Below are 18,947 nucleotides of genomic sequence, written 5' to 3' on the forward strand. Positions count from 1 at the left end.
ACGTCAGCGCTCGACGATGCGGTCGGCGAGCGGTTCGCGCGCCTGCCAGCCGCGGCGCGCCAGTTCGGGGGTGGCGGCGGGTGCCTCGGGATAGCCGATGCAGAGCAGAGCGATCAGCGTCCACTCCGCCGGTACGTCGAGCAGGGCGGTGACATAGGTCGGATCGAGGATCGAAACCCAGCCGAGGCCGATGCCGTGCGCGCGAGCGGCGAGCCACAGCGTGTGGATCGCCATGACGGTGGAATAGCGCAGCATTTCCGGCATCGTCGCGCGGCCGAGGCCGTGGCCGGCGGCGGGCGCCTCGTCGCTGAACACCGCGAGCAATTCGGGCGCCTCGCGTAGCCCGTGCAGCTTGAGCCGGGCATATCGCGCGCGGCGCTCGGCGTCGGGCAGCCGGTCGGCCGCCGCGGCGCTGGCGGTATCGACATGCGCGGCGAGCGTCTCGCGCAGGCCGGGCGAGCGCAGCCGCACGAAGCGCCACGGCTGGGCGTTGCCGACCGAGGGCGCCAGCGCCGCGGCGGCGAACAGCGCCTGCATCGCCCCCTCCGCTACCGGATCGCGGCGGAAATGGCGCACGTCGCGGCGCCAATGGAGCAACAGGTCGAGCCGGTCGCGGAACGCCGCGTCGAAAGCGGGGGCGGTCACGCGGCCGTCCGGCGCAGGAGATAGGTGTCCATGATCCAGCCGTGGACCGCACGCAGCGCCGCGCGCCGCGCGACGATCGCCGCACCGGTGTCGGCGAGCGGACCGGCGGCGAGCGCTTGCTGCGGCATGCCGAGATAGGCGCCCCACCAGATCGTCACGCCGGCGGGGTCGAGCGTCGTGAACGCGCAATCGCCGTCGAGCATCACCGCCAGCGTGTCGATATCCGCCGGCCAGCCCGCGGTGCGCAGCCGGCGGCCGGTGGTGACGAGCACCGGCGCGGCGAGCGTGTTGAGCGGGATGGCATGCGCGGCGGTCAGCGCCTGCAGGCTGGTGATGCCGGGCACCACCGTGACCGTCAGCGCCATGCCGCCGCGGCGCAGGCGGGCGGCGATCCGCAGGCTGCTGTCGTAGAGCGAGGGGTCGCCCCAGACGAGCAAGGCGACCCGCCCGCCGGCGGGCAGATTGGTGGCGATCGCCCCGGCCCAGGCGGCGGCGATGGCGTCGTGCCAGTCGCGCACCGCCCCAAGATATGGGCCGAGATAGGGGCCGTCCGCGGCGCGTTCGGGCAAATCGAAGACCACGACGCGCGTCGTGTCGGTCAGCACCTCGGCGCAGAGCGCGCGGCGCAGATCGAGGAGATCGGCGGCGTCGGCGCGCTTGCGCGGCAGCAGGATCAGGTCGGCGGCGCGCATCGCGCGTTCGGCGGCGCGGGTGAGATGATCGGGATTGCCGGTGCCGATGCCGATGAGGTCGAGGTGGATCACGCCTCCTCCATCAACGGGCCGTAGAGGATCAATGCCGGTGCCTCCGACACGGTCGCGCGCAGGCGGTCGGCGAGCGCGGCGACGGTGGTGCGGGTCAGCCGCTGGTCGGGGTGGCCGACATTCTCGGCGAACAGCGCCGGCGTATGGGGTGGCAGACCGTGCGCGACGAGATCGTCGGCGAGCGCCGGAAAGGTGCGTTTGGGCATGAAGACGACGGTGGTCGCGTCGGGATCGGCGAGCGCCGCCATGTTGCGCGCCTGCGGCAGCGTGCCGGTGACGTCGTGGCCGGTGACGAACTGGACGCGCCGTGCCGACAGCCGCCGGGTCAGCGGGATCGCCGCCGCCGCCGCCGCGGCGCTCGCCGAGCTGATGCCGGGGACGATCTCGAAGCCGATCCCCGCGTCGCGCAGCGCGACGATCTCTTCCTCGAGCCGGCCGAAGATGGCGGGATCGCCCGATTTGAGGCGGACGACGCGCGCGCCGGTCGCCGCATGCGCGACGAGCAAGGCCGAGACGTGGCTTTGGCTCGGCGAGGGGCGGCCGGCGCGCTTGCCAACCGCGACCAGATCGGCGTCGGCGCGGACGTGACGCAGCACCGGCCCGGCTGACAGATCGTCGAACAGCACGATGTCCGCGGCGCGCAGCCGGTCGACCGCTTTCAGCGTCAGCAACTCGGGGTCGCCCGGTCCCGAGCCGACGAAGGAGACGAAGCCGCTCATCCCACCGCCGCGATCAGGTGGAAGAAGGTGCCCGACACGCGGCGCCGGTACGAACCGGTGTCGGCGAGCTCGGTCCCCTCTGCATCGATGACCCGCGCCAGCGCGGCGTCGGGCTGGTCGAGGATCGTCGAATAATGGAATTCGTGCCCGGCAAGCGTCGTCCCCGCCGGCAGCGCGGCGAGCGGCGCGTGCAGCGCGGCGCGACGATAGCCGAGGTGCATCCGCCGCCGTTCGTAGCTGGTGACGAGGCCGAGCAGCCCGGCCATGCGGTGGCGCACGCCGGCGGCATCGATCAGCCCCTCGCCGAGCGCCATATAGCCGCCGCACTCGCCGTGGACCGGCCGCGTTTCGGCATGGAGGTGGAGCGCGGCCCGGAACCGCTCCGCCGCGGCGAGGCGGCCGGCGTGGAGTTCGGGATAGCCGCCGGGCAGCCAGACCAGATCGGCGGCGGCGTCCGGCGCCTCGTCGGCGAGCGGCGAGAAGGGCAGGATTTCGGCACCGGCGGCGCGCCAGCCGTCGAGCAGATGCGGATAGGTGAAGGAGAAGGCCGCGTCGCGGGCCAGCGCGATGCGTTGCGCGGGCGGCACCAGCGGCGTCGATGGGACCGGCAGGCGCGTGTCGGCGCCGGCGGCGGCATGGAGCGCGTCGAGATCGACGTGCTCCGCCAGGAAGGCGGCATAGGCAGCGATGCGCGCGTCGAGATCGAGATGTTCGGCGGCCTGTACCAGGCCGAGGTGGCGTTCGGGCAATTGCAGGTCGGCGCGACGCGGCAGGCTGCCGAAGACGCGGAGGCCGATCGCCGCCATCCCGACCCGCGCGAGCCGTTCGTGGCGCGGGCTGGCGACGCGGTTGAGGATGACCCCGGCGATCCGCACCGCGGGATCGAAGCGCGCGAAGCCCAAGGCGGTGGCGGCGGCGGATTGCGCCTGACCCGATATGTCGAGCACCAGCACCACCGGCCAGCCCATCCGTGCGGCGATGTCGGCGCTCGCGCCATTGCCGGTCGCGCCGGCGCGCGCGACGCCGTCGAACAGCCCCATCGATCCCTCGGCGAGCACCAGATCGGCATCACCGGCGCGGTCGGCCAGCCCGTCGAGCATCGCCGCCGGCATCGCCCAGCTGTCGAGGTTGAACGACGGGCGCCCGCTCGCGGCGCGGTGGAAGGCGGGATCGATATAATCGGGGCCGCTCTTGAACGGCTGCACGGTCAGCCCGGCGTCGGTGAAGGCGCGGAGGAGGCCGAGCATCACCGTCGTCTTGCCGGCGCCCGAGGCGGGCGCGGCGATCATCAGGCCCGGAATGGAGCGGGGCGTCATGCCGCATCGCCTCGGGCGAAGCGCGAGCCCGCCGATTGCGGGCGGAAGCGGCGATCGTAACCGGGCGCGTAGAGGCTGCTGTCGCCGAACCCCTCGGCGGCGAGGACGCGGCCGACGAGGATCAGCGCGGTGCGCTCGGGGCCGCCCTCCGCCGCCGCGACGATCGTGGCGAGCGTGGCGCGGACGATGCGCTCGTCGGGCCAGCTCGCCCGCCAGACGATCGCCGCCGGACAGTCCGCGCCATAATGGTCCGCGAGTTCGGCGGCGATCTCGGCGAGGCGGTGGATCGACAGATGGATGGCGAGCGTCGCGCCGGTCGCGCCGAAGGCCGCGAGCGTCTCCGCCGCCGGCATCGCGCTGGCGCGACCGGAGGTGCGGGTCAGCACCACCGATTGGGCGAGGCCGGGCAGCGTCAGTTCGGCCTCCAGCGCCGCCGCGGCGGCGGCGAAGGCGGGCACGCCGGGGGTGATCGTGACCGGGATGTCCAATGCGCGCAGCCGGCGGAGCTGTTCGCCCATCGCCGACCAGATCGACAGATCGCCCGAATGGAGGCGGGCGACGTCCTGACCCGCCTCGTGCGCCGCGACGATCGCGGCAACGATCTCGTCGAGCGACAGCGACGCGGTGTTCACGATCTGCGCGCCGGGCGGGCAATGGTCGAGCAGCGCGGCGGGCACCAGCGATCCGGCGTAGAGGCAGACCGGCGAGGCGGCGATGCGGTCGCGGCCGCGCAGCGTCAGCAGATCGGGTGCGCCGGGGCCGGCGCCGATGAAATGGACGGTCATGCGGGAATATCCTGTGAGATGGCGAGCGCGCAGGTCGCCATTCGATCCGGCGAGATGCGGCGGGATGTGAGCAGCCGCGCACCGCGACCGGCGGCGGCGAGCGCGGCGGCCTCGGCGACGCTGCCGGTGCCGCGCGCGGCGAGGCTGGCGCGCGAGCGGGTCGGCGTAACGATGGCGGCGAGCGCATTGGTGGCGATGCCGACCAGCGGCAGATCGAGCGCGTCGGCCAGCGGCCGGGCGATCGCGAGCCGGTCGGCAGGGATGGCGAGCATCGTCGCGACATGGTCTTCGCTCGCGACGACGAGCGCGGCGTGCAGCGATGCGGCGGTGGCGCCGGCGCGGCACCCGAAACCCGCGACGATCATAGCGTCACGCTCCACTGGACCAGCGGATAGCTCGACCGCCAGCCGCGGCGGCTGCCGAGCGGCACCGCTTCGGCGAGTTCGATGCGCAGCAATTGCCCGCCGCGCCGCGCCTGCCAGCCGGCGAGCAGGGCTTCGGATTCGAGCGTCACCGCATTGGCGACCAGCCGTGTGCCGGCGGGCAGGTCGGCGCACAGCCGGGCGAGCAGCGCCTCGCCGAGTCCGCCGCCGACGAACACCGCATCCGGCGGCGACCGGCCAGCGAGCACCGCGGGGGCGTCGCCCTCGACGACGTCGAGCCGGTCGACGCCAAGCGCGGCGGCGTTGGCGCGCGCGCGGGCGGCGCGGACGGGATCGCGCTCGAAGCCGATCGCCCGGGTCGAGGGGCAGGCAAGCAGCCATTCGATCGCGATCGATCCCGATCCGCTGCCGATGTCCCACAGCGTCTCGCCGGGACGCGGCGCGAGCGCCGAGAGCGTCAGCGCGCGCGCCGGGCGCTTGGTGATCTGGCCGTCATGCGCGAACCAGTCGTCGGCGAGGCCGGCGGTGCAAGGCAGGACTGCGCCGTCGCCGGCGAAGGCGATGCCCACCGCGACGGGATGCGCGATGTCGTCCAGCGCGAGATCCACCGCGGCGGCGTGGCGGATGCGTTCGCGTGGACCGCCGAGCGCTTCGAGGACGGCGATCCGCGATGCGCCGAAGCCGTGGTGGGTCACATAGCGCGCGGCGGCCAGCGCCGCCTCGCCGTCGCGGACCAGCACGATCGCGCGGGCACCCGGCGCCAGATGCGGGCGCAGCCGCGTCGGCGGCGCGGCGTGGAGGCCGAGGCAGGCAGTCTCCTCCAGCCGCCAGCCGAGCCGCGCCGCGGCGAGCGCGAAGGTCGAGGGGGCGGGATGGGCAACCCATTCGCCGGGCGCAAGATGGCGGGCGAGCGTGCCGCCCGCGCCGAACCAGAACGGATCGCCCGACGCCAGCATCACCACGCGCTGCCCGCGCCGCGCGAGCAATGGCGCGATCCCCGCCTCGAACGGCACCGGCCATGGTTCGACCGGGCAGGCGAGCGGCGGCAGCAGCGCGAGATGACGGCGCGCGCCGGTGACCCATTGCGCTGCGTCGAGCGCGGCACTGCTTGCCGCGGACAGGCCCGCGGGTCCATCTTCGCCGATCCCGACGATCGTCAGCCACGGATTGCCTTCAGCCATGCCCCATCTCCTGATCCTCGGCGGGACGACCGAGGCGAGCGCGCTCGCCGCTGCCTGTGCGGCGCGCGGGGTGGCGGCGACGCTGAGTTATGCCGGACGTACCGCGGCCCCTGCGGCACAGCCGGTGCCGGTGCGGATCGGCGGTTTCGGCGGGGTGGCCGGGCTGACCGCGCATCTCCGGCGGGAGGGCGTCACGCATCTGGTCGACGCCACCCATCCCTTCGCCGCGCAGATGAGCGGCCATGCCGTCGCCGCCGCCGCAGCCGCGGGCGTGCCGCTGCTCGCGCTGACCCGCCCGGCCTGGGTGGCGCAGGCCGGCGACCGCTGGACGCACGTGTCCGACATCGCCGGCGCGGTGGCGGCGCTCGACGGGCCGGCGCGGCGGGTGATGCTCGCGCTGGGCCGGATGCACGTCGAGGCCTTCGCGGCGCAGCCGCAGCATCATTATTTGCTCCGCTTCGTCGACCGGCCGGACGCGGCTCCGCCGCTGCCGCGATACGATCTGGTGGTCGATCGCGGGCCGTTCACCGTCGCCGGCGACCGCGCGCTGATTGAGCGGCACGGCATCGACCTGGTCGTCGCCAAGAATGCCGGCGGCAGCGGCGCGGCGGCGAAGCTGGCGGCGGCGCGCGCGCTCGGTCTGCCGGTGCTGCTGATCGACCGGCCGATGCTGCCGGCGCGCGCCGAGGTGCACGACGTCGCCGCGGTGCTGGCGTGGCTGGGTCATGCCGAGCGCGGCGTATAGAGGATCGGCGCGCCGGCGCGCGCGATCAGCCGGGTGCGGCTCGATCCGACGATCACCATCGTGCGCATGTCGGCCATCGCGCCGCGCGCCGCGGGCAGCGGCACGATGCGCAGCGCTTCCTCCGCGGTGGTGACGGCGCGCGCGAAGAGCACCGGGCGATCGTCGCCGCATGCCTCGCGCAGGATCGCGAAGGCGGCGTCGAGCGTGTCGGGCCGCGCGCGCGAGCGCGGATTGTAGAAGGCGATGGCGAAATCCGCTTCGGCGGCGAGCGCGATCCGGCGTGCGAGCAGCGGCCAGGGCTTGAGATTGTCGGAGAGGTTGATCGCGCAGAAATCATGGCCGAGCGGCGCACCGGCGCGGGCGCTGGCGGCGAGCATCGCGGTGATGCCGGGCAGCACGCGGATGTCGAGGTCGCGCCAGTCGGGCGGCCCCGCCTCCAGCGCCTCGAACACCGCCGCTGCCATCGCGAACACGCCGGGATCGCCCGACGACACCACGACGACGCGCGCGCCCGCCGCCGCCAGCCGCAGCGCGTGGCCGGCACGGTCGATCTCGACGCGATTGTCGCTGGCGTGCAGCCGCAGGCCCGGCCGCGGCGCGATCCGCGCGACATAGGGGATATAGCCGATCACGTCGGTTGCGTGGGTTAGCGCGTCGGTCACCTCGGGCGTGATCAGCGCCGCATCGCCCGGTCCCAGCCCGGCGATCGCCAGCCAGCCGCTGCCGATCATGGCCGCCGCCCCTGGCCGTGGATCAGCAGGATCGCGAAATAGGGTGCGGTCTCGCCCGCCTCGGCGAGCGGGGTGACGCGTTCTTCCGGCATCGCGGCATATTCGACCAGCCAGGCCGCGTCGGTGCGCCCGGCGGCGGCGATCGCGCGGCGCAGCTTGGCGAGGTGGCGGCCGATCTTCATCACCACCAGCGCATCGGTATCGCGGATGCGGCGGGCCAGCTCCGCCTCGGGCAGCGTCGCGGTGGCGATGGTCAGCACGTCGTCGCCCCAGGTGATCGGCCGGTCGGTCGCGGTCCAGGCGCCCGACATGCCGGTGATCCCCGGCACGATCCGCACCGGCACGCGGCCGGCGAGCCGCGCATGCAGGTGCATGAACGATCCGTAGAAGAACGGATCGCCCTCGCACAGGACCACCACGTCCTCGCCCGCTTCCGCCAGCGTGGCGAGATGCGCGGTGCAGTCGGCATAGAAGGCGGCGAGGCAGGCGTTATAGGCGGGGTCGGCGACGGCGATCTCGGTGGTGACCGGATAGTCCATCGCATATTCGACCACGTCGGCACGCAACAGGCCGTCGACCAGCCGGCGGGCACGGCCGGCGCGACCCCGTTTGCGGAAATAGGCGAGGTGGCGCGCGCCGCGCACCAGCCGGTCGGCGCGCACGCTCATCAGGTCGGCGGCGCCGGGGCCGAGGCCGACGCCATGGATGGTGCCGGTCGTCATTCGGCGCGGCTCGCCAGCGCGTTGACCGCGGCGACGGTGATCGCGCTGCCGCCGAGCCGCCCGGCGACGATCGCGCAGGGCACCGGCTGCTCGGCCCAGAGCGCGTCCTTCGACTCGCATGCACCGACGAAGCCGACCGGGCAGCCGATGATCGCCGCCGGGCGCGGGCAGGCGGGGTCGGCGAGCATATCGAGCAGGTGGAACAAGGCGGTCGGCGCGTTGCCGATCGCCACCACCGCGCCGGCGAGATGCGGCCGCCACAATTCCAGCGCGGCGGCGGAGCGGGTGTTGGCCATCGCCGCGGCGCGCGCCGGCACCTGCGGATCGTGCAGCGTGCAGATCACCGCATTGCCGGCGGGCAGGCGGGCGCGGGTGATGCCCTCGCTGACCATGCGCGCGTCGCACAGGATCGGCGCCCCGTCGGCGAGCGCGGCGCGGGCGCGGGTCGCGAAGCCGGGCGAGAAGCGGATCGCGGCGGCGAGCTCGACCAGTCCGGCGGCATGGATCATCCGCACCGCGACCGGTTCCTCCTCGGGCGGAAAGCGGGCGAGATCGGCCTCGGCGCGGATGATGGCGAACGAGCGGCGATAGATTGCGGCGCCGTCGGTTTCGTAGCTATGCGACACGGGAAGGGCTTTCGAGCAGGGCGATGAGGTCGTCGGGCGACAGGCCGGCGACGGCGGCGGGATCGCCGGCACGGGCGTGGAAGGCGAGATCGAAACGGCCGTCGCGGCCGGTGGCAACGAAGTCGGCGGGGGCGGCGCGGGCGCAGCCCTTGGCGCATCCGGAGACGTGCAGCCGCCCGGCGACGTGCGGCGCGAGACGCAGCGCGAGCGCGCGCGTCGCGACGGTCGCCTGCGGACAGGCGGGTGCGCCGACGCAGGCGTCGACGGCGAGGTCCGCAGCCGCGCAGGCGGGGAGGCCGGCGGCGGTGGGATCGAGCCCCTCGACCAGCAAATTGCGCCACGGCGTCACGCGGATGCCGGTGACGCCGGCCCGGTCGGCGAGATCGGCGAGCATCGCCGCGTCGGCCCGGCCGAAGGGGAGGCCGATCGCGGTGCCTTGGGTAGGTCGTAGCGGATGCGTCTTGTGGTCCCCGGCGGAGGCGCGACCTTCGCGCAAGCCGACGCCATCCCCCGTTCTCCCGCGAAGGCGGGAGTCCAGGCCCCCGGACACCACAAGACGATGTCCTGCTTGGTCCTGTGCTCCCGCTTTCGCGGGAACACTGGGGGTGGTGGCACCCCCCGCGAGGTTCGCCGGCAACGGTACGACATGACGCGCCATTCGTCCCGCCGCGACGCCGCCGCTGGCGACGAACCACTCCGCCAGCGCGATCAGCGCCGTCGTTTCCTCGCCCGGCGTCAGCGCGTACCCACCGGCGCGGCCGTCGGCGCGCAGGATCAGCCCACCGGTCGCATCGCGTTCGATCCGGAAGTCGGCGGGACTGTCGGTCAACACCGGCTCGCGGCCGGCGTCGATCGCGATGCCGATCTTGCCGGGCAGCGGCGGCAGCGCGTCGAGACGGTCGAGCAGCACGCAGGCGATGCGATGCGTGTCGTCGCTCTCCCGCCAGTCGGGCGCGACCAGCAGCGCGCGGGACTCGCGAACCGGATCGGGATCGACCAGCCCGGCGGCGACCAATGCGCCGAGCGCGACCGGCCAGTCCGCCTCGCGCAACCCGCGCAACTGGAGCGCGGCGCGGTTGGTGAGGTCGATCAGGCCATTGCCATGCGTGCGGGCCACCACGGCGATCGTCCGCGCCTGCGCCGGCGTCAGCCGGGCGAGCCGCGGGCGGACGCGCAGGATCAGCCCGTCGCCCGCCGCCATCGGCCGCCATGCGGTCGGGCACCAGCCACGCACGACGCTCATGCCAGCGACGCCACAATGGCGTTGCGCCGCGTCGGCCACAGGCCCGAGCGATGCAGCGCGGCGAAGCGCGCCTCCATCGCGGCGAGCGCGGCGGGATTGGCGGCGGCGAGGAAGGCGCGCACCGCGTCGCGGCCGAGCGTCGCGTCGTGATAAAGGTCGATCAGCTCCGGCGTCACGACGCGCGCGAGATGCGCGAAGGCGCCGAGATGGTCGAGCGTCGCGGCGATCTCGGCGGCGCCGCGGAAGCCGTGGCGCATCATGCCGTCGATCCACGCCGGCTGCGTCGCCCGGCCGCGGACGACGCGGGCGATCTCCTCGCGCAGGCTGCGCGCGCGCAGCCGCTCGGGATCGCGCGCATCGAGATGATAAAGCGCCGCCCGGCCGCCCGCGACCGCCTGCGCGGCGGCGAACCCCCCTTCGTGCGCGGCATAATCGGCGGCGAGCAGCAGGTCGCTTTCGGGCAGGTCCTGCAGATGGACGAAGGCGTCGGCGGCGGCGACGCGCGCGCGCAGGCCGGCGGCATCGGCGCGCGCGTCGGTGTCGTCGAAGGCAAAGGACGATGCCGCCAGCCACGCCTCTCCCGCCGCGGTGCGTGCAGCGTCGGTATAGGTGTCCGCAGCCTCGCCCAAGCCGAGCCCGTACCGCCCCGGCGCCGGGCCATAGACGCGCGGCGCTGCGGCACGGCCGACGAACGGATTCCAATCGGCGGACTCGTCGCGCGCCGCCAGCGCCCGCACCGCCTGGCCGAACAGCGTGCAAAGCGGCCCGAACGTGTCGCGGAACAGGCCGGAGATGCGCAAGGTCACGTCGATCCGGGCCCGGTCGAGCAGCGCGAGCGGCAGGATGTCGACGCCGGTGACGCGATCGGAGCCGGTATCCCAGACCGGCGCGGCGCCGAGCAGGTGCAGCGCCATCGCGAATTCCTCGCCGGCGGTGCGCATCGTCGCCGATCCCCACAGATCGACCACCAAGCCGCGCGGATAGTCGCCGTGATCCTGAAGATGGCGGCGGATCAGTTCGTCGGCGAGCCGCTGGCCCTGCACATGCGCCGAGCGCGACGGCACCGCGCGCGGATCGACCGCGAACAGGTTGCGCCCGGTCGGCAGCACGTCGGTACGGCCGCGGTGCGGCGATCCCGCCGGGCCGGCGGCGACGCGGCGGCCGGCGAGCGCGGCGAGCAGTCCGTCGCGCTCCGCCGCGCCGCACGCGCCGCGTCCGAAGACGTGCAGGCCGTCGCCGAAGCGGCTGTCCTTCACGTCGCAGACGAAAGCGTCGATGCGGGTGATCGCCTCGGCGGCGGTGGCCGCGCCGGCGAGATCGAGTTCGGCGGCGAGGCCGATCGCCTGCGCCTCCTCGGCGATGTCGCGCTGCAACCGGTCGCGCCGCGCCGGGTCGAGCCCGCCGGCATTGGAGAATTCGTCGAGCAGCGTCTCGATCCGCCCGAGACCCACGCCGCCGTCCGCCGCGATCATCGGCGGCGGCAGATGGCCGAGCGTCACCGCGGCGGTGCGGCGCTTGGCCTGCGCCGCCTCGCCGGGATCGTTGACGATGAACGGATAGAGGATCGGCAAGTACCCGGTCAGTGCCTCCGGCCAGCAGGCGTCGGACAGCGCCACCGCCTTGCCGGGCAGCCATTCGAGCGTGCCGTGCGCACCGATCTGGATCGCCGCATGGCACCCGCGGCTGCGCAGCCAGAGGTAGAAAGCAACATAGCCATGGCGGGGAACGCGCGACAGATCGTGATAATCGTCGGCGCGCGTCGCGGGCGTGCCGCGTTCGGGCTGGAGCGCGACCAGCGTCGCGCCGCGCAGCGTCGCGGCGAAGCGGAAGGCGCCGTCGGCGACCGCGGGATCATGCTCGGGCTCGCCCCAGGCTGCGGCGAGATCGTCGCGCAGCCCCGGCGGCAAGGCGGCGAGCGCGGCGCGATAGGCGACGACCGGCCAGCAGAGCCGCTCCGCCGCCAACGCCTCGGCCAGCGGCGCCCCGGCGGCGACCGCGTGCCCGACCGTGGCGAGATCGGCGAGCATCGCCTCGGCAGAGGCGAGCGCGTCGAGCCCGACCGCATGCGCCATCTGGTGGCTCTTGCCGGGATAGGTGGAGAGGATCAGCGCCAGCCGCCGCGCCGCCGGAGCGGTCCGCCCGAGCGAGACCCAGGCGGCGACGCGATCGGCGATCGCCGCGATGCGGGCGGGGTCGGCGCGATGCGCGCGGCGGGCGTAATCGAGATCGGGGTCGCGCACCGCATCCTGCTTGCAACTGGCGATCCCGGCGAAGATGCGACCGTCGACTTCGGGCAGGACGACATGCATTGCGAGATCGGCGGGCGACAGGCCGCGCGTGCTCTCGGCCCAGGCGGCCTGCGTCGAGGTGGCGAGCGCGACCTGGAAGACCGGCACGTCCGCGCCATCGAGCGGCGACTCGGTCTCGTCGCGCGCCGAGAAGGCGGTGGCGTTGACGATCGCGACCGGGGCCAGCGCCTTGACCCATCGTGCGATCCAGCCGCGCGCGTGCGCGTCCTTGAGCGACGGCGCGAACAGCGGGACGACGTCGAAGCCGCGCGCCGCCAGCGCCCCGGCGAGCGCTACGACCGGGTCGAGATCGGCGGCGAGCAGATAGGAGCGATAGAAGGTGAGCAGCACCCGCGGCCGCGCCTCCGGTCGCATCGCGAGCGCCGCGGGGCAGGTGACGCCGTCCGCCTGCGTCCAGCCGCCGACCGGCGGAACCGCACGCACGCCGCGTACCGGTCCCGCCGCCAGCCCCGCAGCGAGCGCGAGCTGCGCCAGCGCCGCCTGTGCAGCGACCGCGCCGCCGGTGTCGCACAAGGCGGCGAGCCGGCCGAGCGTCGAGCCTGGCACCGTCGAGGCGGCGGCCAGCGCGGCGTCCTCGCGCCCGTCGGCGGCGAGCACCGCCAGCGCGATGCCCTGCGCCCGCGCCAGCGCCTCGACCTGTTGCAGGCCATAGGACCAATAGGACCGCCCGCCGATCAGCCGAATCAGGATGCCCTTCGCGCCCGCCAGCGTCCGCTCGACATAGGTGTCGACCGACAGGGGATGCGCGAGATCAGCGAGGTTGGCGAGCCGCAGCGACGGCAACGGCACGCCGCCGCCGCGCGCGGCATGCCAGCCCGCGGCGAATGCGCCGAGGTCGCTGTCGGAGAAGGACAGGACGACGAGATCCGCCGGCCGCTGGCCGAGATCGCGCGGCGTCGCGGTCTCCTCCAGGCCGTGGCTCTCGCGGAAGACGACGTGCATCGTGGGGGCTCAGCCGTTCAGCACGGGCCCGATCGTCGCGGGGTCGATCCGGTCGCGCTCGGCGATCACGACCAGCCGGGTAGCGCGCGCCTCGCCCGGCCGCCACGGCCGGTCGTATTGCGTCCGCACCCGCGCGCCGACCGCCTGGACGAGCAGCCGCATCGGCTTGCCGCGCACCGCCGCATAGCCCTTGACGCGCAACACGTCGGACTCGCGCGCGAGCCGTTCGATCCGCGCGACCAGATCGGCGGGATCGTCGATCTCGCCGATTTCGTGGACGAGGCTGTCGAAATCGTCGTGCTCATGCTCGTCCTCGCCGTCATGATGCGAGGGGCGGGCGGCGATGTCGTCCTCGGCGGCGGCATCGAGGCCGAGGATCACAGCCGGATCGATCACGCCGTCGACCAGCTCGACCACCGGCACCGGCCGCGGCGCCTCGGCGGCGATCACCGCGCGGGCGGCGGCGACGCCCTCCGGCCCGGCGAGGTCGGCCTTGGTCAGCAGCACCATGTCGGCACAGGCGAGCTGGTCCTCGAACACCTCCGCCAGCGGCGTCTCGTGGTCGATCCCCGGATCGGCGGCGCGCTGCGCGTCGAGCGCGGCGACATCGGTAGCGAAGCGACCGGCGGCGACCGCCTCGGCGTCGGCCAGCGCGATGACGCCGTCGACGGTGATGCGCGAGCGGATCGCCGGCCAGTCGAACGCCTTCAGCAACGGCTTGGGCAGCGCGAGCCCGGAGGTTTCGATGAGGATATGGTCGGGGCGCGGGTCGAGCGCGAGCAAGGTCTCCACCGTCGGGATGAAATCGTCGGCGACGGTGCAGCAGATGCAGCCATTGGCCAGCTCGACGACATTCTCCGCCGGGCAATCGGGGATCGCGCAGCCCTTCAGGATGTCGCCGTCGACACCCAAGGTGCCGAATTCGTTGACCACCACCGCGAGCCGGCGGCCGTTGGCGTTGCGGATCAGATGGCTGATCAGCGTCGTCTTGCCGGCGCCAAGGAAGCCGGTGACAATGGTGACGGGGATCTTGGCGAGCTGTGGATCGGCCACGGATGTTCCTTCGCGAGCGCCGCGACGACGAGAACACGGTGGGGCCACATATCGCCGATGCGCGAGCGACGGACGGGCGCTTCGCATGTCGCCCGCGCCACGCACCGATGCGGGCCAACCGCATGGGTCTTCGTCGCTCAGACGGAACACCGTGCCCCGGCCATCCCCTGGACCGAAGCAAGAGCGACCCTATCGCCGGCAGGTTTCCTGGCTCGCGGGTCGTCGCTCGGGGCACGGCCTTCCCGGGTCGGGCGAACCCTTGCCAGTGGCCGCCTTCCCGCGGGGGAAGGCATGTGTCCGTCGCTCGCCGCTTACAGTTGCAGGGACAGCCGCGGCATTGGAGCCGAGGCCCCGCACCGCATTCCCATTTACGCCCTCTTGCGAAGGGCACCGACGCGATCATGGCACCGGGAACCGGCGCCGCCGGTCGACTTAGCCGCTACCGCCGGCTTTGCCAATCGCGCAGGCGGGGGCAGACGGCGATCGCTGTGTACGGTTTCGTACATAGCCCGTTTCCGGTCGACTTGCCGCCGTTAACCATTAGAGCCCGTGCGCAGCAGGAAGGGTTCTCCCGATCCTTCGTGTGCAGTTCTCCAGGACTGTCGGAGCCGTCGCCGCATCATGCCGGTGGCGGCTCCACCCCGCCCCGTCAATGCGCCGCGAGGTGCGCGGCCTCATCCTCGATCAGCCGGCTGATCGAGCGTTGCAGCGTATCGTGCGACACCGGCTTTTCGATCACCGTCGATCCCGGCGGGCATTCGCCGCAGCGTTCGGGATAGCCGGTGACGTAGAGGATCGGGATGCGGCGCCCCTTGACGATCCGCTCGACCGCACGAACCCCGGAGCCGTGGACGAGCTTGACGTCGGCGATGATCATGCCCGGCATGCAACGCTGCGCCGCCGCTTCCGCCGCTTCCTGCGTCTCCACGATCTCCGTGCTGCCGGCACCGGCGAGCACCGCGGCGTCGGCGACGAACTGGCCGAACAAATAGGAATCCTCGATGATCAGCACATGGGTCATGACCGCTCCCGGCAGTATCCGGGGGGCGGCAGGCCAGAGGTGGCGACGCCGTCTCCCGAACCGGCTCCTAATGCGTCATGCTGATCTAAGTTCCTGATAGAGGTCATTCTCCGCATGTTCGACGGGCGATGCGTCCGGTCCCCGGCACGGTGCGTTGACGCCGCGCACGAGGAGAGAATGATGACCGACACGACCGACCAGAATGGCCCCGCCGAAAGCTACGGCGACCTGCCGATCCAGCCGACCGGATCGGGTGTCGCCGATCTCGAGATCGCCTATGAGCAGATGAAGCTCGCCGAACAGGCCGAGGCGGATGTCGGTGCGGTCGCGGTGACGCCGACCGATGCCAGCGACGCCGCCGCCGAGAGCGCCGCCCACCCGAGCTGAGCGACGGGACGGCGCTTGCGAGGCAGCGGCGGCACGGTGCCGCAAGGAGAATGACGATCTTCCACCTGATCTTTGCGACGCCGTCCCTGTACGTCATCGTCCGTTGGCTGCTGCCGCTGTCCCTGCCGCTTTGGGCGAAGGGCGGCGTCGCGGTGACGCTGCTCGCCGCCTCGCAATATCATTTATGGAGCCGCCTCTCGTCGGGATCGGTGTTCGCGCCGGAATTCCCGCGCGCGATCGTCATCCTGTTCAACTGGGCCTTCGGCGCCATCCTGTTGCTCGCGCTGCTGCAGATCGTGCTCGATCTCGGCACGCTCGCTACGATGGTGGTGCGGCGCGAGGTGTTGGGGGCGCCCGATGCGGCCCGCTATGGCATCGCCGGCGTCGCGGCGCTGCTCGGCGCGGTCGGCGTTGCCGGGGCGATCCGCGTGCCGCCGGTGCGCGACATCACCGTCGCGGTGCGCGACCTGCCGCCGTCGTTCGACGGCTACCGGCTGGTCCAGCTCACCGACCTGCACATCAGCCGTCTGTTTCCGCAACGCTGGACCCGGGCCGTCGTCGATCGCACCAATGCCGCGGGGGCCGACCTGATCGTCGTCACCGGCGACTTCATCGACGGATCGGTCGACATGCGCCGCGCCGACGTCGCCCCGCTCGCCGGATTGCGCGCGCCCGATGGCGTCTACGCCATTCCCGGCAACCACGAATATTTCTTCGATTACGGCGGCTGGATGCGGCACCTCGCCGGGCTCGGCTTTCGCATGCTGCCGAATGCGCATCGCGTGCTGGCGCGTGGCGGCGACGGGCTGGTGCTCGCCGGCGTCACCGACGCCTCCGCGCCGTCGCATGGCGAGCCCGGCCCCGATCTCGACGCCGCACTGTCGCGCCGCCCGCCGGGCGCGCCGGTCCTCCTGCTCGACCATCAGCCGCGCAATGCGCGTCGGGCGGCGGCGCGCGGGGTCGCGCTGCAATTGTCCGGCCACACGCATGGCGGGATGATCGTCGGGCTCGACCGATTGTTCAGGCCCGCGAACGGCGGCTTCGTGTCGGGCCGGTATGCGGTGGACGGCATGACGCTCTACGTCAGCAACGGCACCGGCTTGTGGCCGGGCTTCGCGCTGCGCCTCGGCCGCCCGCCGGAGATCACCCGGATCACGCTCCGCGCCGCACCGGGCGGAGGCTGAGCTACAGACCGAGCTTGTCGAGCGCGGCGGCGAGTTCGGCGTCGATCGCCGCCGCTTCGCCCTTCGGCGTGAGACGGTTGAGCGCGGTTTGCACGCGGGTCTGCGCGACCTGGAGCGTCTTGTAGCGCACCTCGCGCGTCGCATTGGTCCGCCACGACGGGCTCTCGCCGAGCAACGCCGCCCATTTCGCCTCTTCGACGGCGAGGATCGCCAGCGCCAGCCGCAATCCGTCGCGCCGGCCGCGGGCATAATCGTCGGAAGGGGGCGGGGTCCTCACACCGGGGCCACGCCGTCGGCATTGACCAGATCCGGCCCGACCAACGTGCCGACCAGCCGCACGCGCTTCTCGACCAGATCGACCGGCGTGCGATGGAGTTCCAGCTCGAACCGTCCGCCCGAATCGCGGCGCAGGTAGAAGGCGCCGCCGTCGCGGATCAACGTGCCGGTTTCATCGACCCGGGTTCCGATTGCGATCATAAGGAATTGGGCCTCGTGCTGGGATGCCGGAACAGGCGGCGGGGGAGAGCCGAAGGCTCGATCCCCCGCCCAACCGGTCGGGCCGTTGCCGGTCTTGCCGGCGGCTCCTCTCCTGCCGTTTCTGTTTCGATCCGCCCGGACACGGTAACTGGAACCTGCCGGAGATCGGGACAAAAAGAAAGGCCGATCGAAACGACCGGCCGTAAAAGTTTTTAGGAGAGGATGCCTGAAAGGCACGCTCTTTGTGCAGCGCAGCACCCGATGTCGCAAGTGCAAATGGTAGCGCTCAACATGCAAAGTTTGCAATCGCACGAAGGCGGCGCTCCGGGTCGGTCAGTCGCGCTTCTTGCCTGAGTTGGCGAACAGCACCGCTGCCGCCACCGCCGCGGAGCCGATGCCGACACCGATGATCCGCATCGGCCAATGGCTCTTGGTCGACGGATCGCGCGTGTTCGCGGCGGCATCCTGTTGCGCCTTGGCCGCGGCGGCCGCGGCGAGAATCTCATTGGGCTGATCCGACATATTACTCTCCCTTGCCCCGCTTGTAGCGCGCGCGGAACGCGTTCGCGAACGGGGTCAGTTCCTGGGCTGCAATGGCGCGTCGCAGGTCCGCCATCAAGCATTCGTAGAACCAGATGTTATGCTCGGTCATCAGCATTGCGCCGAGAATCTCGCCGGACCGGACGAGATGATGGATATAGGCCCGGCTCCACGTCGTGCAGGCGGGGCAGGCGCATTCGGCGTCGAGCGGCCCCTGGTCCTCGGCGAATCTGGCGTTGCGCAGGTTGATCGGCCCGTCGCGGGTAAAGGCCTGCCCCGTCCGTCCCGACCGCGTCGGCATGACGCAGTCGAACATGTCGATGCCCCGCTCGACCGCGCCGACGATATCGTCGGGCTTGCCGACCCCCATCAGATAGCGCGGCTGATCCGTCGGCAGCTGCGCGGGCGCGAAGTCGAGGCAGCCGAACATCGCCTCCTGCCCCTCGCCGACCGCGAGGCCGCCGACCGCATAGCCGTCGAAGCCGATGTCGACGAGCGCGTCCGCCGACGCCTTGCGCAGCCCCTCGTCGAGCGCCCCCTGCTGGATGCCGAAGATCGCATTGTTGGCGCCATGATCGCCGCCTGCGTCGAACGCGGCGCGGCTCCGTTTCGCCCAGCGCATCGAGCGCTCCATCGCCGCGGCCTGTACCTCGCGCGTCGAGGTGGTCGGCACCAGTTCGTCGAACGCCATGACGATGTTGGAGCCGAGCAGCCGCTGGATCTCGATCGACCGTTCCGGGCTGAGCAGATGGCGGGTGCCGTCGAGATGCGACTTGAACGACACGCCCTCCTCGGAGCGTTTGGTGAGATCGGCGAGGCTCATCACCTGATAGCCGCCCGAATCGGTGAGGATCGGCCGCTCCCAGCCCATGAAGGCATGCAGCCCGCCGAGCCGCGCCACCCGCTCCGCGCCGGGACGCAGCATCAGGTGATAGGTGTTGCCGAGGATGATGTCGGCGCCGCTCGCCGCGACGTCCGCCGGCTTCATCGCCTTCACCGTCGCGGCGGTGCCGACCGGCATGAAGGCGGGGGTGCGGATCGTGCCGCGCTGCATCCGGATGGAGCCGGTGCGGGCACGGCCGTCGGTGGCGGCGATGGTGAAGGCGAAACGCGGGGACATGATCGTCCCGCTTTGGCGAAGCTGGCACGCGGTGTCGAGCGTCGGGGTGCGATA

General features: G+C 72.6%; 21 protein-coding genes and 1 riboswitch. Of the genes, 3 read left to right on the top strand and 18 right to left on the bottom strand.

The window, feature by feature from the left end; translation table 11 throughout:
* Positions 1 to 3 precede the first annotated feature (3 nt).
* The 7 genes from bluB to MC45_RS16175 are packed head-to-tail and all read right to left on the bottom strand — an operon-like array spanning position 4 to position 5,793.
* Positions 4 to 645: a 5,6-dimethylbenzimidazole synthase gene (gene bluB / locus MC45_RS16145; protein ID WP_038665353.1), complete on the bottom strand. Its 642-nt coding sequence runs from the start codon at positions 643 to 645 to the stop codon at positions 4 to 6.
* On the bottom strand, positions 642 to 1,409 hold the full coding sequence (gene cobF, locus MC45_RS16150; protein WP_038665356.1) for a precorrin-6A synthase (deacetylating): 768 nt from the start codon (positions 1,407 to 1,409) through the stop codon (positions 642 to 644). Before cobF ends, bluB begins: the two co-directional genes overlap by 4 nt.
* Entirely contained in the window at positions 1,406 to 2,128 is a 723-nt protein-coding gene (gene cobA, locus MC45_RS16155) for a uroporphyrinogen-III C-methyltransferase (protein WP_038665359.1), read from the bottom strand. The genes cobF and cobA overlap by 4 nt, the downstream gene beginning before the upstream one ends.
* Positions 2,125 to 3,444, bottom strand: a complete 1,320-nt coding sequence (locus MC45_RS16160) for a cobyrinic acid a,c-diamide synthase CobB (RefSeq protein ID WP_038665362.1) — start codon at positions 3,442 to 3,444, stop codon at positions 2,125 to 2,127. The genes cobA and MC45_RS16160 overlap by 4 nt, the downstream gene beginning before the upstream one ends.
* The gene (cobM, locus tag MC45_RS16165) at positions 3,441 to 4,229 is read right to left on the bottom strand and encodes a precorrin-4 C(11)-methyltransferase (RefSeq protein WP_038665366.1); all 789 of its coding nucleotides are present in this window, start codon (positions 4,227 to 4,229) and stop codon (positions 3,441 to 3,443) included. The genes MC45_RS16160 and cobM overlap by 4 nt, the downstream gene beginning before the upstream one ends.
* A complete protein-coding gene (locus MC45_RS16170; protein ID WP_038665369.1) occupies positions 4,226 to 4,594 on the bottom strand; it encodes a cobalamin biosynthesis protein in 369 nt (122 codons plus the stop codon). The genes cobM and MC45_RS16170 overlap by 4 nt, the downstream gene beginning before the upstream one ends.
* On the bottom strand, positions 4,591 to 5,793 hold the full coding sequence (locus MC45_RS16175) for a bifunctional cobalt-precorrin-7 (C(5))-methyltransferase/cobalt-precorrin-6B (C(15))-methyltransferase (RefSeq protein WP_038665371.1): 1,203 nt from the start codon (positions 5,791 to 5,793) through the stop codon (positions 4,591 to 4,593). Before MC45_RS16175 ends, MC45_RS16170 begins: the two co-directional genes overlap by 4 nt.
* Here MC45_RS16175 and MC45_RS16180 point away from each other — a divergent pair.
* Positions 5,792 to 6,538: a cobalt-precorrin-6A reductase gene (locus MC45_RS16180; RefSeq protein ID WP_038665374.1), complete on the top strand. Its 747-nt coding sequence runs from the start codon at positions 5,792 to 5,794 to the stop codon at positions 6,536 to 6,538. The two genes, MC45_RS16175 and MC45_RS16180, sit on opposite strands and share 2 nt — an antisense overlap.
* Here the strand turns inward: MC45_RS16180 and cobJ are convergent.
* The 7 genes from cobJ to MC45_RS16215 all read right to left on the bottom strand — a co-directional run bounded on the left by cobJ (position 6,517) and on the right by MC45_RS16215 (position 15,185).
* Entirely contained in the window at positions 6,517 to 7,269 is a 753-nt protein-coding gene (gene cobJ, locus MC45_RS16185; protein WP_038665377.1) for a precorrin-3B C(17)-methyltransferase, read from the bottom strand. The two genes, MC45_RS16180 and cobJ, sit on opposite strands and share 22 nt — an antisense overlap.
* Positions 7,266 to 7,991 (bottom strand): precorrin-2 C(20)-methyltransferase, encoded by a 726-nt coding sequence (cobI, locus tag MC45_RS16190; RefSeq protein ID WP_038665380.1) that lies wholly within the window; start codon positions 7,989 to 7,991, stop codon positions 7,266 to 7,268. Before cobI ends, cobJ begins: the two co-directional genes overlap by 4 nt.
* The gene (locus MC45_RS16195; protein WP_038665383.1) at positions 7,988 to 8,617 is read right to left on the bottom strand and encodes a precorrin-8X methylmutase; all 630 of its coding nucleotides are present in this window, start codon (positions 8,615 to 8,617) and stop codon (positions 7,988 to 7,990) included. The genes cobI and MC45_RS16195 overlap by 4 nt, the downstream gene beginning before the upstream one ends.
* On the bottom strand, positions 8,607 to 9,860 hold the full coding sequence (locus MC45_RS16200) for a hypothetical protein (protein ID WP_052075719.1): 1,254 nt from the start codon (positions 9,858 to 9,860) through the stop codon (positions 8,607 to 8,609). Before MC45_RS16200 ends, MC45_RS16195 begins: the two co-directional genes overlap by 11 nt.
* Positions 9,857 to 13,111 carry a cobaltochelatase subunit CobN gene (gene cobN, locus MC45_RS16205; RefSeq protein WP_038665389.1) on the bottom strand — a complete coding sequence of 1,085 codons (3,255 nt, stop codon included), beginning with the start codon at positions 13,109 to 13,111 and terminating at the stop codon, positions 9,857 to 9,859. The genes MC45_RS16200 and cobN overlap by 4 nt, the downstream gene beginning before the upstream one ends.
* A 9-nt stretch (positions 13,112 to 13,120) precedes the next feature.
* Complete coding sequence (gene cobW, locus MC45_RS16210) at positions 13,121 to 14,164, bottom strand: cobalamin biosynthesis protein CobW (RefSeq protein ID WP_038665392.1); 1,044 nt, start codon at positions 14,162 to 14,164, stop codon at positions 13,121 to 13,123.
* Positions 14,165 to 14,344: 180 nt separating this feature from the next.
* A riboswitch (cobalamin riboswitch) is annotated at positions 14,345 to 14,574 on the bottom strand.
* Between the two features lie 239 nt (positions 14,575 to 14,813).
* Positions 14,814 to 15,185, bottom strand: coding sequence for a response regulator (locus MC45_RS16215; protein WP_052075720.1), 372 nt, complete (start codon positions 15,183 to 15,185; stop codon positions 14,814 to 14,816).
* 180 nt (positions 15,186 to 15,365) lie between these two features.
* On the opposite strand from MC45_RS16215, the gene MC45_RS16220 reads away from it, so the two are divergent.
* Together MC45_RS16220 and MC45_RS16225 are read left to right on the top strand one after the other, a co-directional pair.
* Positions 15,366 to 15,572: a hypothetical protein gene (locus MC45_RS16220; protein ID WP_137899009.1), complete on the top strand. Its 207-nt coding sequence runs from the start codon at positions 15,366 to 15,368 to the stop codon at positions 15,570 to 15,572.
* A gap of 50 nt (positions 15,573 to 15,622) precedes the next feature.
* Complete coding sequence (locus tag MC45_RS16225) at positions 15,623 to 16,756, top strand: metallophosphoesterase (RefSeq protein WP_038665398.1); 1,134 nt, start codon at positions 15,623 to 15,625, stop codon at positions 16,754 to 16,756.
* 1 nt (position 16,757) lies between these two features.
* Here MC45_RS16225 and MC45_RS16230 read toward each other — a convergent pair whose 3' ends face one another.
* The 4 genes from MC45_RS16230 to tgt form a co-directional block, all read right to left on the bottom strand.
* The gene (locus MC45_RS16230) at positions 16,758 to 17,033 is read right to left on the bottom strand and encodes a hypothetical protein (RefSeq protein ID WP_038665401.1); all 276 of its coding nucleotides are present in this window, start codon (positions 17,031 to 17,033) and stop codon (positions 16,758 to 16,760) included.
* Positions 17,030 to 17,233, bottom strand: a complete 204-nt coding sequence (locus MC45_RS16235) for a DUF5818 domain-containing protein (RefSeq protein WP_038665404.1) — start codon at positions 17,231 to 17,233, stop codon at positions 17,030 to 17,032. The genes MC45_RS16230 and MC45_RS16235 overlap by 4 nt, the downstream gene beginning before the upstream one ends.
* A 333-nt stretch (positions 17,234 to 17,566) precedes the next feature.
* Positions 17,567 to 17,755, bottom strand: a complete 189-nt coding sequence (locus tag MC45_RS16240; protein WP_038665407.1) for a hypothetical protein — start codon at positions 17,753 to 17,755, stop codon at positions 17,567 to 17,569.
* 1 nt (position 17,756) lies between these two features.
* Positions 17,757 to 18,893, bottom strand: coding sequence for a tRNA guanosine(34) transglycosylase Tgt (gene tgt, locus MC45_RS16245; protein WP_038665410.1), 1,137 nt, complete (start codon positions 18,891 to 18,893; stop codon positions 17,757 to 17,759).
* Positions 18,894 to 18,947: the final 54 nt, after the last annotated feature.

Source organism: Sphingomonas taxi, from assembly GCF_000764535.1.
Taxonomy (GTDB): Bacteria; Pseudomonadota; Alphaproteobacteria; order Sphingomonadales; family Sphingomonadaceae; genus Sphingomonas; species Sphingomonas taxi.